Here is a 16,043-nt window from a genome sequence, read left to right as displayed (position 1 = left end):
CTAAGGCGTTATTTTTTTACACCAGCCGCAGGGTTTCCAACATCATTCAAGTCAACCAGGTCCCAAGATAACCCTTGATTTCTATACAGGCGTTTATTTAAAGCCGGGTAATCCGCGACGTCATGCTCAAGGCGTTGACCAACAACAAGACATTTCAATGTGGTGTTACTATTATTCGTCAGCTTATGTGCTTTACCACCCGCACGATAGCCAATAAAGTCTCCTGCTCTAACTGGAAAAGTCTCGGTTCCAATGGTTGCTAGCGCTTGGCCTTCAAGAATAAACACACATTCATCTTCGTGATAATGCTTGTGCAGTTCGGTTGACTCGAAGCCGGGTTCAATTTCAATCAGGTGAACACCAAACCCGGTGATACCAGTCAAATCACCCAGAGACTTGTTTGTTCGACGTGCGTTGGTATTAAGATAGTGGGTTTTATTAATGCCTTTATAGGCTTCTATTTCTTCTTTTGTGACAAGGTACTTGTCCATATATCTTCCTTAATTTGGCTCAGCTAAACATCGTGTAATCATATCGGTTTATCGAGTGCACAAGCATAACACGCTCTTACATGTCTAAGTAACGTTTAGGAGAGGTGCCAGTAAAGTGTTTAAAGTCATGAATAAAATGAGATTGATCGGTATAGCCAAGCCAGAGTGCAAGTTCGGCGGTATCAGTATTCCCAGATTCCAACAGCGCGAGTACCTGATGCATTCTATATTTTCTAATTAGCCATTTAGGGGGGAATCCGACATGATGTTTCAAATACCGTTGAATGGCTCGACTTGAAAGACCTGACCTTTCAGCCAGTTGGTCAACTCGTGTAAGTTGCTGGTTGCTTTTAATCATCTCAACAAGTTGTTGTGCTAACTGTTGACCTTGCGATAGTGGCCTGCACATTGGCTTTAGCATCTGTCTTAAATATTCAATAATGTCGTTGTCTGTCTGTGCATGAACCAGCTGATTTTGTAATTGCTCCGCAAATGGAAAAAACACCGATGCCTCAAAACTGTTATCTACCAACTCATTGAGTTGGATATTTGTAGTTGAAAACTTGCTTGCTAGCAAAAACTTTACGCCAATAACTCGGCCAGTTCCGCGCATTACATAGCGGTAGGCTTTACTGACTGGGCCGAGAACAGTGAACTTATTGTTATCTAATACCAGATGAACATTGGGATCTGGCAAATTGTATTGTTCATGGATTTGCCCTTCGGGTAACTCCCACTCAACAATCCAGAACTGTTCGACCAAGTGAACTAGTTCGTCTGTAGGAATATAGCGGCGGAGTTGATAAAACTGTTGGCTGTGAGTGTGATGCAGCACACCTTGAATTGAAGTTTGATTGGCTTGATAGGGCTTTTCCATGATAAGTCGCAGTGGCGCATTTTTACAATACTGTATGTGAGCGTCATGATAATGTTAAGACCTATTTGCAACAATCAATGATAAGAGACGCTATGAAACTTACAGGCACACTGCAAATTCAGAATTGGCAAGAGTCAGCAATACCAGAGCTGACGGAGCAAGCCAGTATTAAAACCGCATTGGTTAAACAAAGTTACAGTGGAGATATCAAAGGCACAAGCACAATCAAATATCAGCTGTGTTATGACAATGGTGGTAATGCGCGATTTAATGGCTTTGAAGTCATTGACGCGATGATAAATGACACAACTTTTCAGCTTACATTGATGCATGATGGAAAGTTTAAACAAGGTACTGCAAGCAGCCAGTTTACGGTAATTTCTAGCACGCCTTCAGGGCCATGGTTAAATGCAAAAGGAGAGTTTCACTCAACCGAAGGTGGGCAAGCAAATTACCTCATCCATGGTGCTGAATAAGTTGAACGTTATCTGACTCAGGTAATAAGCACTAAAATAGGCTTTGAGCCAATTGACTTTTGACTGACATAACTCAATTGGTTGCCTTCTCATCATGAGCCAAGTAATCCAGCAACTTTCTAACCAAACCCTGTTCAGGTATGTTATTAGGCCACACGGCATAAAGAGGGATAGGTTCAACGTGCCAATCAGGGCAGAGGTGTACTAAATTTCCTGTTGCGATGTCATCTGCGACAAGGTAGTCAGGTGGGGTGGCAACGCCTATCCCTAGTGCGCAGAACTCGACCATAGCAGCAATGCTATTCACGCTAAAATTGCTTGGATACTCCAGCTGATGGCGTTGACCTTGGTCGTTATATAAATCTCGACGATTAGGCATCATTGCCATACTGATCCAGTTCCACCGAGCAATATCGCAGGGATCACGGGGTGTTGGCTGCGATAAATAATAACGACTAGCGCATACCATTAGCCGTTTTATTTCACCGATCCGTTTGGATTTCAAGGTACTGTCTGGCATGACTCTCGCTCTAATGGCGAAATCGACACCTTCACTGATCAAATCGCTGCGCTCGTCTTTATATTGTAAATTCAAATGTAACGCTGGGTGTAACAAACTAAATTCGGCGAGTTGTTTACTCAATGGGGCTTTAATTAGCGCTGTGGACAAGGTGATGGTGAGCTCACCGCTTAGCTGTGTTTTATTATCGGTGATTTTATCGAGCCCTGATTGCGCAGCTTCGAGCATAGTGAGCGCATGCTGATAAAGCGCTGTGCCTTCACTTGTTAAAGACAGATTTCTGGTCGAGCGATACAGTAAGGCTACTCCTAGTTTTTTTTCTAAGCCGCTAACTTGGTAGCTCACCACCGATGGAGACAGCATTAGTGAATGGGCTGCTTTTCTAAACGACCCCTGTTTTACCGTCTCGGCAAAAATGGCTAACGCCCGCAATTCATCAATCATAAATTGATAGTTAAAGTTATTAGAATAGTGATTTCTAATTGTGCTATCTAGTTTTGTTTATGTCTAGTTGTACATAATCAGACTTCAACACGATTGGAGTAAATATATGTCGGTTATTATTGCAATGAGCTTATTTGCGTTATCTATGTCTATTTCGCCGGGACCTGTCAACTTAATCACGTTAACGACTGGGTTGAACTTTGGCACTAGGCGGGCAATGCCTTTTGTATCAGGTGCAACGATTGGATTTACTCTGTTGCTGTATTTATTGGGGTTGAGTTATTACCTGTTAGTAGAGCAGTTTAGTACTTTGATTGTGATATTAGGCGCACTGGGTAATGGCTTTATCTTTTATATGGGAGTTAAGTTTATACGCAGCAAGCCGCAATTAACTATAGAAGAACGTGAATTACCCAGTTTTATACAAGGTGTTTTATTACAATGGCTTAATCCCAAAGCTTGGATTGCGTGTGTTGCGGGAATTACCGCATTTAGTTTGTCTCAATCTCATCAGCAGCTCTTATTGTTTGTGATGATTTATTTTGTCATTTGTTACTCATCTATCACTGCATGGGCGCTGTTTGGAGACAAAGCCAGTGTACTGGTGAAATCTCCACAACATGTAAAAGTGTTCAACCAAGTGATGGGGTTTAGCCTGATGGTGATAGCGATATATTTAGCGACAGAGCTGTTTTTACTGTCGTTTGGATAAGCCAAGCGTCATACGAGAAGGTCGAGTTTAAAGTGACAACTGCGCTCTGAAATACCAATTTAACATCGCTTTAGCGCCTCCGTCAGAGCAGACCAGTCAATTTTCAAATATATGTTTGAATGAATGAGACTCTCACTTAGCCTTAGGGGATCGTTATGTTGTTCATATCTGTGCTGTTGGCGTTAACTTCTCTACTCTTGGTCATAAATAAGCCTTTCAAAGAGACTATCAATCAATATGGTGAAACGTATTTAATTCAGGTTTATATTCCGTTAGACAGTGTACCTGCGGGAAAACTTGCACTTTACTGCGCATTATTCGCAGTTACTTGTGCCGTATGTATCACCTATATACTCGATGTGACTACCGCAGAAACCGAAGATATGATGGTGTATTGGGTCATCATTAGTGTTACAGGTGTATTATTTGCTTTGATCAGCAATGCGTTTTTTGCTGTCTATTTGGCCAAAAAGCTGATCGAGCATTTGGATAAGGCTGCACTAAAGTACGAAGGTATTTGCAAACCTTTCTCAGCCAGAGTAGGAGTAATGGTTGGCATTGCATCATTTTATTTGTTTTTGTATGACATGATGATGCGTATACCTGCTTTAAAAAATGGAATCGACAATTACTTTTTGTTTTTAGGAGACGCATTACACTACGTTGCTATCTGGTAATGTAGTGGGGCAGTCAGCGTCCTTTTGTTGGGCCGGGGTCGCGTTATTAAATAGTGCCGTCACGACTGCCACATATAGAATGAGGAAGATTTCTGTTTAGCCATTGGTTGTAGGAGATCTTCCTACTCAGAATGCCTAATTTCAGCCTTTAGTTGATGTTCTCATTCAGTATTAAGTAATCAACAGTTTGCATTGCATTGTCTCGATGTTTATTTGCGCTGTTAAGATTGCACAGAGCAATGATTGAAGCGAGATTTTGTATGAGTTAAGGGGAAGGAGTGGGCGCTGATAGAGCTTGTACCTAAGGGCAAAGTGCAAGAGCTGACTCCAATTGCTTTTTGTAGATTTATTGAAGGTGCAACTGACTAAGTAAAATAGCCCAGGCAAAACACAAAAAAATGGCACTACACCAAAGGAGTTTTTCTTGAGCTCTGTGATTTGTAATCCACTTTGACTTTGAAATGACGTACTGAATAAGCATCATAAGTGGGATAGTAAAGCAGATAAGTCCGTAAAAGAGATAACTTAGTGTTGCCGTCCACCAGAAGTGTGAGCTCGTTACGTCCGTTTCATTCACCATACCAACCATGGGTACAGGGAACTGATATACATAAATAAATACAAGTGTTAGAAGCCAACAGAACAAGGGGATACAAAACAACTTTAACATATACACAGCATCCTAAACCTCGGCTTCTAAATGTTGTAACGGTTTATACTACTATTTTAGACTTCTAGTTTTACTAACATTCCATTTATGGCGCCTGCCTGAAAGAATATACGCACTCTTTAGCCATGTAATAATAACCACCTTCCCCGTTAGGGAATTCCCAAACTTCACATGAATATACATAATATCCATAATCAAGCCAACGGTCTACCACTCCGGTTTGCCCGCCCCACCCATCTTCACTCCCTGAGACTTGGCGTCTCAATGCAGGATCAGTAACCTTCTCTCCTCCTGTCACTTCATCTGGGTCAGTGGAGTAACCTGAATCATCAAAGTTAGGATCACAAATCGAAAACTCTACAGGCGTTGCAGCGCAGAAAGCTTCTAAAGCCTTTTTTGAACGTAAAACAGCTTGATAGTAGACAGTTGCAAGAATTCCATAACTTCCTGGTTCAAACTTTTGATCCGGTCCTAAGTTGTAATAGGCTTCTGCTTCTGACATCATACTGTGATAAAACGCATCGTCACACACTCCCTTAGGGGAGCCACTGTCGTAACACATATCGTGTTCGCGGCAAGAATACGGAAATACTTCTGGACTACTAGAGCACCAATCTTGACCATGTGGCCTCGTGGATGTTTCAACTTTTATAGTGCCTTGGTTGTTTTTAGAATGAGTGCCTATTTCAATGCTTACCTGCTCAAACATATATTGAAAAAATACGTCAAAAAAATCTTTCTCTGATGCAGAGAGCTTCCTAAAGTCATAGTGTCCAGCATTAACCCTCTTTATGGCAAAAGCTTTTTTTGATTTCGGCATCACCACATATTTTTTTGAAAGTCCACTTTCAAAACAATCTTGGCTAGGTTTTTCTCCTAAAACACAAAAGTTTATATCTTGAATGCTTAAATTATTATTAATCTCAATTACATCATTTAAAAGTGTCGATTTAGCCTTTGAAACTAAAAAATGATGAGGAATAAGCTCATAGCCTAATGCAGATGAGCTAAGCAGAAACGTAAAAACTAATATACATAATCTATACATAAAACCTCCTTATTGTGAAGGTTGTAATGTAAACAGAAAGTATTTTTGTTGTAAAGTGATTTGGCATTTCTGTTGTAACGAACCAATGGGGTCAAGTCTTGTTGCTTGCCTTTTTAAGCTTCCAATCATTAGATATTAATACCACTAAAGTGCTAATCAAACATCGAAAGACACTGCGCTAATGCCGACCTACAGATGGTGAGTTTGAGGTAAAAAACGCGAGGGGGGAATCCACTCGCGTTTAGCATTTGATTTTTATTGGTTTTAAAATCAAACACTTACTTCATAGTAACAAATTCCTCTGATCCAGTCGGGTGTATTGCCACAACTGAATCAAAGTCGGCTTTGGTGGCGCCCATTTTCATTGCAACGCCAAAACCTTGGATCATTTCATCGACGGCGAATCCAATGCCGTGTAAGCCAACTACTTTTTCTTCAGGGCCTGCGCATACGAGTTTCATTTTGCACGGTTGGCGATGTTGAGTGACGGCGGTGTACATGGCGGCAAAGGTTGAGGTGTATACCTTGATATTGTCTTCGCCATATTCTTTGATTGCTTGTGGTTCGGTTAAGCCAATAGTACCTATGGGTGGGTGACTGAATACCACGGTTGGCACTAGGTTGTAGTCCATTTTGGCGTTTGGCATGTCAGGGTTGAATAACCGTTCGGCGAGCATTCGGCCTGCTTTTACCGCAACGGGTGTTAATTCAATGCCGCCGTCCATAATATCGCCCAGAGCATAAATGCCCGGAACATTGGTGTTTTGGTATTCGTCTACTTTGATATGACCAGATGGCGTAACGTCAACGTCAGTGGCTGCAAGGTTAATTAAGTCAGTGACTGGCTCTCGGCCGATTGCCCAAATCAGTTTATCTACGGTATAAGACTCGCCGTTTTCAAGGTGTAAGGTGACCGAGCCGTCGGCCTCTTTGGTGACGGATTTTGGCGTGGCATTGGTGTGTAGCGTTGGGCCTTCTTTTGCCATTACTTCGGTGAGTGTTTCCACCACCATGGGGTCGAAGCTTCTTAGTGGTGCGTGTTTACGCACAAACAAATGGGTTTCTGTTCCAAGGCTTTGTAATACACCCGCAAGTTCTACGGCGATGTAACCTGCACCAACCACTGCGACACGACGAGGTTGTTCGTTCAGCTCAAAAAAGCCGTTTGAGTCAATGCCGTACTCTGCGCCGGGAATGTTTGGAATGGTTGGGCGACCACCAACGGTGATATTAATATGGTCTGCGGTGTACTGTTCACCGTTGACTTCAATGGTGTTGTTGTCGACGAACTTCGCAAAACCGTTGATAACGGTAACGCCATTGCTGGCTAGGTAATTGTTATAGCCTTGATGAATGCGGCCAATATAGGCTTCGCGGCTTTCGATTAATTTGGCCCAATCAAAGTTTTTAAGCTCAACGTCAAAACCATAGTCAGGTGCGTAGAGTTTAATAGCTTCAGCGACTTGTGCGCCATGCCACATTACTTTTTTAGGTACGCAGCCTACGTTAACACAAGTACCGCCTAAATGTTTTGCTTCTACTAACGCTACTTTAGCGCCGCGCATTGCCGCTCTGTTTGCTGAAGCAATACCGCCGCTGCCACCACCAATGGCAATGTAGTCAAAATGTTGAGCCATAAAATTTCCTCGCCGATTTTTTTATACTTTACTTATCTAAACTGAATTCAGATTACAATGCTAATCACAATAGATAAAAAGTGAGCTAGATACTTGTAAATGAGGTCAATCACCCTTATTTCAACCTAAATAGAATAAGCAGACAAAGAGAGCGCCCATGAGTAACCCATTAATCGGGCTGGAAGGATTGCCCCCATTTTCACACATTAAACCTGAGCACATTGTTGAAGCATTAAAAGCCGCCATCCAGCATTGCCGCGATACCGTCGATCAAGTGTTAGCGCAATCGCAGTTTACTTGGGAAAATTTTGTACTTCCGCTAGAAGAAGCTGACGATAAATTGTCTCGCATGTGGTCACCTGTTTCTCACATGCATTCGGTAGTGAATAATGAAGCGCTGCGCAAAGCATACGATGAGTGTTTACCGCTTATTTCTGAATACTCTACCTATATGGGCCAGCATCAAGGCCTGTTTCAAGCTTATCAATCATTGAAAGATTCTGAAGATTTTGAGCAGTTACGCCAAGAGCAAAAAACGTCAATTAATAATGCACTAAGAGATTTTCAGTTGTCAGGTATTGCCCTAGATGCAGACAAACAAAAGCGTTATGGTGAGATCTCCGCGCGTTTATCAGAATTAGCTGCAAAGTACGGCAATAATGTGATGGATGCCACGCAAGCTTGGACGAAACAAGTCACTGACGAATCGCAGCTAGCAGGCTTACCTGAGTCAGCATTGGCACTTGCCAAACATACCGCCGAAGCTAAAGGGCTTGAAGGTTGGGTATTTACGTTAGATATTCCTTCTTACCTGCCAGTAATGACTTATGCCGATAGCCAAGCGCTGCGTGAAGAAGCGTATCGCGCATTCGTTACGCGTGCTTCCGATCAAGGTCCAAATGCTGGTGAGTTTGATAACAGTGCATTGATGCAAGAGTCGCTCAAGCTTAGGCACGAGCTAGCACAATTACTGGGCTTTGCTAATTATGCTGAAAAGTCATTGGCAACTAAAATGGCGCAAACGCCAGAACAGGTATTTGAATTTTTAAATGACTTGGCGGCGAAATCAAAACCGCAAGCAGAGCAAGAAGTAGAGGAGCTGCGTGCATTTGCTGAAAAAGAATTCGGCGTAGCAGAGCTACAACCTTGGGATTATGCCTATTACAGTGAAAAGCTCAAACAAGCTAAGTATGCCATTTCCGATGAACTGCTTCGTCCATATTTTCCTGAGTACAAAGTGTTAGCGGGGTTGTTTGAAACCGTTAATCGCTTATTTGGCATTACCGTGACTGAAGAGCAAGAATTTGATACCTATCATCCAGATGTGCGCTTTTTCTCAATTCACGATGAGCAAGGCAAGTTACGTGGTCAGTTTTACTTAGATCTATATGCTCGTGAGCACAAACGTGGCGGTGCATGGATGGATGACTGCATGGGCCGTAAAGTGCGTGCCAATGGCGAGTTACAAACGCCTGTGGCTTATCTGGTTTGTAACTTTAATAAGGCGGTGGGTGATAAACCTGCGCTCTTTACCCACAATGAAGTAACCACCTTGTTCCATGAGTTTGGTCATGGTATTCACCATATGCTGACGCAAATTGAAGCCGCGCCTGTAGCGGGTATTAATGGCGTTGCATGGGATGCGGTGGAACTGCCAAGTCAGTTTTTAGAAAACTGGTGCTATGAAGAAGAAGCGCTGAACTTTATCTCAGGTCACTACGAAACCGGTGAGCCGTTACCTAAAGACATGCTCGACAAGTTATTGGCAGCGAAGAACTTCCAATCAGCGATGCAAATGATGCGTCAGTTAGAGTTTTCACTGTTTGATTTCCATATTCATGCTGACTACGACCCAAGTAAGCCATGTGAAATTCAAGCCATACTCAATGCCGTTAGAGCCAAAACAGCGGTTATTAAGGCGCCTGAGTTCAATCGCTTCCAGCATAGCTTTAGTCACATTTTTGCTGGTGGTTATAGTGCGGGCTATTACTCGTATAAGTGGGCAGAAGTGCTATCGGCAGATGCGTATTCACGCTTTGAAGAAGAGGGGATCTTTAACCCTCAAACCGGTCGAGACTTTATGCACAACATTCTTGAAAAAGGCGGTTCGGAAGAACCCATGGTGTTGTTCACACGCTTTAGAGGACGTGAACCTCAAGTTGACGCATTACTGCGCCACAGTGGTATTGCTGCCTAATTCTATCTCCAAGTAATGAAGCATACTAGCCTCAACATCTGTTGAGGCTTTTTATGCTATCCGTAGTTGAGGTTATTCTAGCTCAAGGTTTTAAATGCCTGAGTGAGGCCTTCAATCGTGAGCGGAAACATTCGTTTTTGCATCAACTCATCAATGAGTTCAATAGAATGGTAATAGCGCCAATGGCTTTGCGGCTGCGGGTTAAGCCAAGCCACTTTTTCAAAGTGATTCGTCAGCCGGTTTAACCAGGTGGCGCCTGACTCTTGATTCCAATGCTCGACACTGCCACCGGGGTAGGTGATTTCATACGGTCCCATGGTTGCGTCGCCGACAAAGATCAAACGATAATCCGAGCCATAACGATGGATCAATTGGTAGGTATCGATGAGTTCTGAGTCTCTACGGGCGTTGTCTGGCCAAACATGTTCATACACGCAATTGTGAAAGTAAAAGAACTCTAAGTGCTTGAACTCACTATGTGCAGCGCTAAATAGCTGTTCGCAGATCTGAATATGATCATCCATTGAACCGCCAATATCAAACAGCATCAGCACCTTGACCGAGTTGTGGCGCTCCGGTGCCATTTTGACATCTAACAAACCGCCCTGCTTGGCGGTTGCTCGGATCGTTTCGTTGAGATCGAGCTGATCGCTGGCACCACTTTTTGCAAATTTACGCAAATGTTTTAGCGCTAGTTTGATATTTCGGCTGCTGATCTCGGTATTGGCATCTAGATTACGATACTGGCGTTTATCCCATACTTTTACAGCCTTACGATGGCGACTACCATCTTGACCAATACGAACGCCTTCAGGGTTGTATCCATAGGCACCAAATGGTGAGGTGCCACCTGTGCCGACCCATTTGTTGCCACCGGCATGACGCTTTTGTTGTTCGGCTAGCCGTTGTTTAAGGGTTTCAATAAGTTTATCGAGTCCACCAAGTGCTTTTAGTTTGGCTTTTTCTTCTTCGCTGAGCAGTTTTTCAAACTCTTTGCGCAACCAGTCTGCGGGTAATTGTTGTTGCTGAAGTTGTGAAAACAGATCGATAGACTCAACCCCATCAAAATAATGCGCAAAGGCCCGGTCAAATTTATCGAATTGGGTTTCGTCTTTAACGAAAATAGTTTTCGCTAAAAAGTAAAACTGTTCAATGTCGGCAAAGCACACTGCTTTATCTAATGCGTTCAAGCAATCCAGTAGCTCGCGCAAGCTGGCTTTGATACCGTAGCGTCGCAGCGTCAGTAAAAATTCAACTAGCATCGCTATCTACGGCTTAAAAACGCCAACTTTTCAACCAAAGTGACGTCTTGTTCATTTTTAAGTAGTGCGCCAAACAATGGCATCAAGCCACCCGTATTAGACTTGTCATGCAATGCATCAGGAGAAATATCTTCCGCCATCAGCAACTTAAGCCAGTCTAATAATTCGCTAGTACTCGGCTTTTTCTTGAGATTGGGCGTTTCACGCAGGTCAAAAAAGCTTTCCAGCGCGTTTTTAACTAGGTTAGCTTTGATGTTCGGATAATGTACATCGATGATTTGCGACATTTCCTCTTTTGAGGGGAAATCAATGTAGTGAAAGAAGCAGCGACGCAAAAAAGCATCGGGCAGCTCTTTTTCATTATTTGAAGTAATGATCACAATCGGGCGAACTTTGGCCTTAACTTGTTCACCGGTTTCGTATACATGAAACTCCATTTTATCTAGCTCCAATAGCAGGTCGTTTGGAAACTCGATATCGGCTTTATCAATTTCATCAATCAGCAGCACGGGTCTTTTTTCGTCAATGAAGGCTTCCCAAAGCTTGCCTTTAACAATGTAGTTGCTGACGTCATGCACTTTAGGATCGCCTAGCTGACTATCACGCAGTCGTGATACTGCGTCATACTCGTACAAACCTTGCTGAGCCTTGGTGGTGGATTTAATGTGCCATTGGATCAAGCGGGTATCCAAACTACGCGCCAACTCCTCAGCAAGCATGGTTTTCCCCGTGCCGGGCTCGCCTTTAATAAGTAGTGGCTTTTCTAAAATGATAGCGGCATTAACGGCTTGTTGTAGTGCCGCAGAAGCAATGTATTGATCGGTACCTTTAAACATCTGATAACGTCTCTGTGGTCTGATGAGATAAAGGCATGATGCCATATTCCGGTTTTACCGAGCAACAGGTTAGTAAGTATTAGTCTTTACAAGACTTTAAACGAGTGATGGGATTTCAGTATAAATATCAAAAGCCAGTGCTTTAAAGCTACTGGCATAAATCGTATTTTAGATGGATTTTTGGTTAGAGCGCGCTATGAACTCGTTTTGCTCTCAAGCTTTCTGAGTTGTTTGATTGCAAATCCATCAACTGTCATTATGAACAAAATCACCATCATCAAATACGTTAATCCTGAAACCAGTGTGGGGTAAATGTCATATAGCCACCTGATAGAGAAGGCTAAGTCCGAAGATAACCCAACTAAATCAGGATGTCTTACAAGGTGTTCTGCTATCATACCTAGGCAAAGTATACCTACTAAACCATATATAAAGGCTATTGCAGTTTGCTCTTTAGCTGAATTGTTATTATTAAACACCTCTAATCTAAGTGAAGTGATGCGTCTTAGCCAGTTTATAACGGAAACTCTGTAATTAATTAGAATCACTGTTGCGAAACAAAGTCCAAAGTAAGTACTTTGAGATACGATCAAGTCCCAAGGCAAAAAAGGTTTAATAGAAAGCTCAATCAGCTTTTCTGCTAATAATACAGCCGCTAGATATACACGGTGGCCATCTGTTCGATTAGCCAAAACGAGCAAAACCAGAATTATCAAATAAAGCAATTCGGTGTGTGTAAGTCTTGGGCCATTTAAAAAGTTCAGTAAACTATCCATGATACTTCCTTGATTCAGAGTGAGGCATTTGTAAATTTTTAGTTGTTATGGTGATTAATCTTCAAAAAACTCATAACGCTTCACTGTCATGTGGTACAAAATTCGTAGCTGTGCTGCCAGTTAATATTACAGCAGATTGAATACTGATAGATTGCGGGTCCCCACCTCTATCCCCACCGCCAGCTACCCCGCCGCCGCCGCTTATAAAGGAACATTGTAAAGTGGTTATTTCTTTCTCGCGTAACATGTTTTTTTTGTTATGCATCATGGCTTAGTTATCTCCATCATCTAGCTGCTCTAAAAAGTGCTGTCGTTCCTCTTTGGAAATGGAACTTAACAATGATTTTAAGTATCGCATGGTAATAGGATTGAATAACAGCACTCGGGCTGGGTTTTTTCTAACCTTGTTTCTCTTGGCTAAATATCTCAGTACACACTCTTCATAAGCACCATGTGATGGTTTACAGCATTCGTTTTCCCAATTGTAAATGGTTTGATGAGAAACTCCCATGTTCAAGAATTTAGCAAATCCACGCAGGCTCAAACCAAGTGATAGGCGCATATAAAGAACATTGTCTCCACTATACTTGGAACCAATTAAGTTGAGATCCTCGATCATTTTAGTTTTGCCGTTATCCTGCTCTGCCATAAGTCCTTGCCATTTGCTTTAAACATGCACAAATTCGAATGTTAAATTACTGTTATTTTGGTGTCAAGTGTATGTTTTTTTTATTTGATTTCATTTTAGTGCTACTAAACTACTTCCATTGTGTAGTGAGGTAAGTGTAACAGAAGTTGTCAGTGTTTTATTTATTGCCTTTGATTTTTAAGACTTTTTTATGTAGCTGTGTAAGATGTATTTACAGCTGTTTTCATTTGTACCTTGATTAAGTCCGTTTGTTGAGAATAATGAACGGCAGATGACTAATAGAGTTATACACAGGGCAGATTATGAAAAAGACAGTTTTAGTACTAGCCGTATCAGCGGCATTGAGTGTGTTGGGCGGTTGTTCTCAGCAAGTGAAACATGAATCGACAGCGACCACTGTTGTAGCGCAAAACTTACATTCAGGTATCGACAAAGAAAACTTTGATATGAGTGTACGTCCACAAGACGACTTTTATCGTCACGTAAATGGTACTTGGTTGGCAAATACAGAACTACCAGATGACAAGACTTTCATGGGTGGTTTTTTCACTCTAGCGGATGAGTCGGATGATGCGGTGAAAGAAATCATTCTACAAGCTCAAAAACAGTCGGCTAAGTCTGGCACGAGTGCACAAAAAGTAGGTGACCTTTATGCGAGTTTCTTAAACGTTGAAAAAGTAAATGCGTTAGGGTTTACACCAATTAAACCACTTCTAGATAAAATCGCTAAAGCGAACACTCACGACGAAATCGCTGCTGTAATGGGTCAATTAGCCGTGTACGGTGTCACCACACCTATCGGTTTAGCGATAGAAGCTGATGCTAAAAATGCCGATGTAAACGTACTTTATATGGGTCAAGCTGGATTAGGCTTACCGGATAGAGATTACTATTTAAATGATGATGAGCAGTCTGCGCAACTACGTGCGGCTTATCAACACATGTTGACGACTCAGTTACAACTAATTGGTGAGTCAGCTCCTGAAAAGATGGCTAACTCTATAATCGAAGTAGAAACTAAGTTAGCAAAAATTATGTGGGACCGCACAAAAGCTCGCGAAACGAGCTTAACGTATAACCCAGTTACACCAGAAGAATTGAAGCAGAAATTAGCTTCATTTAGTTGGTCTGAGTATACCAAGGTAGTCGATTTACCTGAGATGGATAAAGTGGTTATTGCTGAGCTTAGCTACGTTGAAGACTTTGGCGCTTTATTTGCTGATATTTCGGTAGCGCAATGGCAAGCGTACTTGAAGTTTCATACTGTAAATGGCTTTGCATCTTACTTAAGTGAAGACTTTGGTGAAGCGGCTTTTGCTTTCTTTGGAAAAGTATTAAGTGGCTCTCCTCAGCAGCGTCCTAGATGGAAAAGAGGCGTAAGCTTAACAAATGGTACGTTAGGTGAAGAAATTGGTAAGTTGTACGTAGAAAAACACTTTACACCTGAAGCCAAGGCGAAGATGGAAACGCTGGTTAAGAACTTAATCGAAGCATACCGCATTAGTATTGATGAACTGGAATGGATGTCTGATGAAACCAAAGCTGCGGCAAAAGTAAAACTTTCTCAATTCCGTTATAAAATTGGTTACCCGAACAAATGGCGCAGTTACGACTTTGAGATCAAACCTGATGATCTAGTTGGTAACATTATGCGCTCTGCAGAATTTGGTGTGAAAAAAGCAATTGCTAAAATCGGCAAGCCAGTAGATAAAGAAGAGTGGGGTATGACACCACAGACGGTTAACGCATACTACCATCCGCTAAGAAATGAAATAGTCTTCCCAGCTGCTATTTTACAACCGCCATTTTTTGATATGAATGCTGATGATGCCGTGAACTACGGTGGTATTGGAGCGGTAATAGGTCATGAACTTGGTCATGGCTTTGATGACCAAGGTGCGCAATATGACGGTCACGGTAACATTCATAACTGGTGGCAAGAGAAAGATCTTGAGCAATTCAAATCTCGTGGTGACGCGTTAGTAGAGCAGTTTGGTAGTTACAAGTTGTTTGACGATGCATCGGTAAATGGCCGTTTAACGTTGGGTGAAAACATTGGTGACTTAGGTGGCTTGACGGTAGCGTACAAAGCTTATCAGTTGTCACTTGAAGGAAAACCACGCCAAAACCTAGACGGTTACACACCAGAGCAGCGTTTCTTTATTGGCTTCTCGCAAATTTGGCGTGCGAAAATTCGTGAACAAATGCAGCGTCAATTGCTTCAAGTAGATACGCACTCACCGGGTGAATTCAGAGCAAATGGTTCATTGACAAACTTTACACCGTTCTATGAAGCGTTCGATGTAAAAGAAGGTGATAAGCTTTATAAACCAGAAAACGAGCGTATCAAGATCTGGTAATTATTAATCCCTTAAGATGATTAAAAAGCCGTTATCAATCAGTAACGGCTTTTTTATTGGTCTAGACCATCAATCATGAAGTTCCCGAGAGGTAATGGTATTCAGAGTAACCATCACGGTTTGCTGATTCGCTTTTCCCAAGTTCTGGTTGCTTAGAGCTGGTTAGTCTGGCTTGCCATCTGCTTCAACCAGCTCAAATCTTGGAATAGGCTCTCCTTCAACCAGTACGTTTTCCACAAACATTGCAAGCGGCCTCACCCAAAAACTATGATCTCCATACAGAGTTTGGTAGACCACGACCTTTTCTTGCGTTTCACTGTGTGTTGCAACGTGATGCACGCGATATAAATTGCCTTTGTAATGACGATAGATGCCTGCAACAGGGAGGTTATTGCTTGCTGTCTTCATATA

Annotated in this window: 16 protein-coding genes; 5 read left to right on the top strand and 11 right to left on the bottom strand. The window is 42.2% G+C overall.

Annotation, left to right across the window (positions count from 1 at the left end):
* Positions 1-8: 8 nt before the first annotated feature.
* Together ACSLBF_RS14685 and ACSLBF_RS14680 are read right to left on the bottom strand one after the other, a co-directional pair.
* Entirely contained in the window at positions 9-491 is a 483-nt protein-coding gene (locus ACSLBF_RS14685; protein ID WP_440054103.1) for a cupin domain-containing protein, read from the bottom strand.
* 76 nt (positions 492-567) lie between these two features.
* Entirely contained in the window at positions 568-1,368 is an 801-nt protein-coding gene (locus ACSLBF_RS14680; RefSeq protein WP_440054102.1) for a helix-turn-helix domain-containing protein, read from the bottom strand.
* Between the two features lie 92 nt (positions 1,369-1,460).
* On the opposite strand from ACSLBF_RS14680, the gene ACSLBF_RS14675 reads away from it, so the two are divergent.
* Positions 1,461-1,844, top strand: coding sequence for a DUF3224 domain-containing protein (locus ACSLBF_RS14675; RefSeq protein ID WP_440054101.1), 384 nt, complete (start codon positions 1,461-1,463; stop codon positions 1,842-1,844).
* A gap of 73 nt (positions 1,845-1,917) precedes the next feature.
* Here ACSLBF_RS14675 and ACSLBF_RS14670 read toward each other — a convergent pair whose 3' ends face one another.
* Positions 1,918-2,808, bottom strand: coding sequence for a LysR family transcriptional regulator (locus ACSLBF_RS14670; protein ID WP_440054100.1), 891 nt, complete (start codon positions 2,806-2,808; stop codon positions 1,918-1,920).
* A gap of 106 nt (positions 2,809-2,914) precedes the next feature.
* Here ACSLBF_RS14670 and ACSLBF_RS14665 point away from each other — a divergent pair, with 106 nt between their 5' ends.
* A complete protein-coding gene (locus tag ACSLBF_RS14665) occupies positions 2,915-3,520 on the top strand; it encodes a LysE family translocator (RefSeq protein WP_440054099.1) in 606 nt (201 codons plus the stop codon).
* 155 nt (positions 3,521-3,675) lie between these two features.
* Entirely contained in the window at positions 3,676-4,197 is a 522-nt protein-coding gene (locus ACSLBF_RS14660; RefSeq protein ID WP_440054098.1) for a hypothetical protein, read from the top strand.
* A 755-nt stretch (positions 4,198-4,952) separates the two neighbouring features.
* Here ACSLBF_RS14660 and ACSLBF_RS14655 read toward each other — a convergent pair.
* Both ACSLBF_RS14655 and gorA read right to left on the bottom strand, forming a co-directional pair.
* Positions 4,953-5,915, bottom strand: a complete 963-nt coding sequence (locus tag ACSLBF_RS14655) for a hypothetical protein (RefSeq protein ID WP_440054097.1) — start codon at positions 5,913-5,915, stop codon at positions 4,953-4,955.
* 278 nt (positions 5,916-6,193) lie between these two features.
* Entirely contained in the window at positions 6,194-7,552 is a 1,359-nt protein-coding gene (gene gorA / locus ACSLBF_RS14650; RefSeq protein WP_440054096.1) for a glutathione-disulfide reductase, read from the bottom strand.
* 157 nt (positions 7,553-7,709) lie between these two features.
* Between gorA and prlC the strand changes: the two genes are divergently transcribed.
* Positions 7,710-9,749: an oligopeptidase A gene (gene prlC / locus ACSLBF_RS14645; RefSeq protein WP_440054095.1), complete on the top strand. Its 2,040-nt coding sequence runs from the start codon at positions 7,710-7,712 to the stop codon at positions 9,747-9,749.
* Positions 9,750-9,826: 77 nt separating this feature from the next.
* Here the strand turns inward: prlC and ACSLBF_RS14640 are convergent, their stop codons facing one another.
* The 5 genes from ACSLBF_RS14640 to ACSLBF_RS14620 all read right to left on the bottom strand — a co-directional run bounded on the left by ACSLBF_RS14640 (position 9,827) and on the right by ACSLBF_RS14620 (position 13,272).
* On the bottom strand, positions 9,827-11,011 hold the full coding sequence (locus ACSLBF_RS14640; protein WP_440054094.1) for a vWA domain-containing protein: 1,185 nt from the start codon (positions 11,009-11,011) through the stop codon (positions 9,827-9,829).
* Between the two features lie 2 nt (positions 11,012-11,013).
* Entirely contained in the window at positions 11,014-11,847 is an 834-nt protein-coding gene (locus ACSLBF_RS14635) for an AAA family ATPase (protein ID WP_440054093.1), read from the bottom strand.
* Positions 11,848-12,041: 194 nt separating this feature from the next.
* Entirely contained in the window at positions 12,042-12,623 is a 582-nt protein-coding gene (locus ACSLBF_RS14630; RefSeq protein ID WP_440054092.1) for a hypothetical protein, read from the bottom strand.
* Between the two features lie 70 nt (positions 12,624-12,693).
* Positions 12,694-12,891: a hypothetical protein gene (locus ACSLBF_RS14625; protein WP_440054091.1), complete on the bottom strand. Its 198-nt coding sequence runs from the start codon at positions 12,889-12,891 to the stop codon at positions 12,694-12,696.
* Between the two features lie 3 nt (positions 12,892-12,894).
* Positions 12,895-13,272 carry a helix-turn-helix domain-containing protein gene (locus tag ACSLBF_RS14620; protein WP_440054090.1) on the bottom strand — a complete coding sequence of 126 codons (378 nt, stop codon included), beginning with the start codon at positions 13,270-13,272 and terminating at the stop codon, positions 12,895-12,897.
* 302 nt (positions 13,273-13,574) lie between these two features.
* On the opposite strand from ACSLBF_RS14620, the gene ACSLBF_RS14615 reads away from it, so the two are divergent.
* Complete coding sequence (locus ACSLBF_RS14615; protein ID WP_440054089.1) at positions 13,575-15,632, top strand: M13 family metallopeptidase; 2,058 nt, start codon at positions 13,575-13,577, stop codon at positions 15,630-15,632.
* Between the two features lie 162 nt (positions 15,633-15,794).
* Here the strand turns inward: ACSLBF_RS14615 and ACSLBF_RS14610 are convergent, their stop codons facing one another.
* On the bottom strand, positions 15,795-16,040 hold the full coding sequence (locus ACSLBF_RS14610; protein ID WP_440054088.1) for a DUF1653 domain-containing protein: 246 nt from the start codon (positions 16,038-16,040) through the stop codon (positions 15,795-15,797).
* Positions 16,041-16,043 lie beyond the last annotated feature (3 nt).

The organism is Pseudoalteromonas sp. T1lg65, assembly GCF_051930985.1.
Taxonomy (GTDB): Bacteria; Pseudomonadota; Gammaproteobacteria; order Enterobacterales; family Alteromonadaceae; genus Pseudoalteromonas.
Note: the sequence above shows the minus strand (reverse complement) of the source record. Positions and strands in the feature narration are given on the sequence as shown.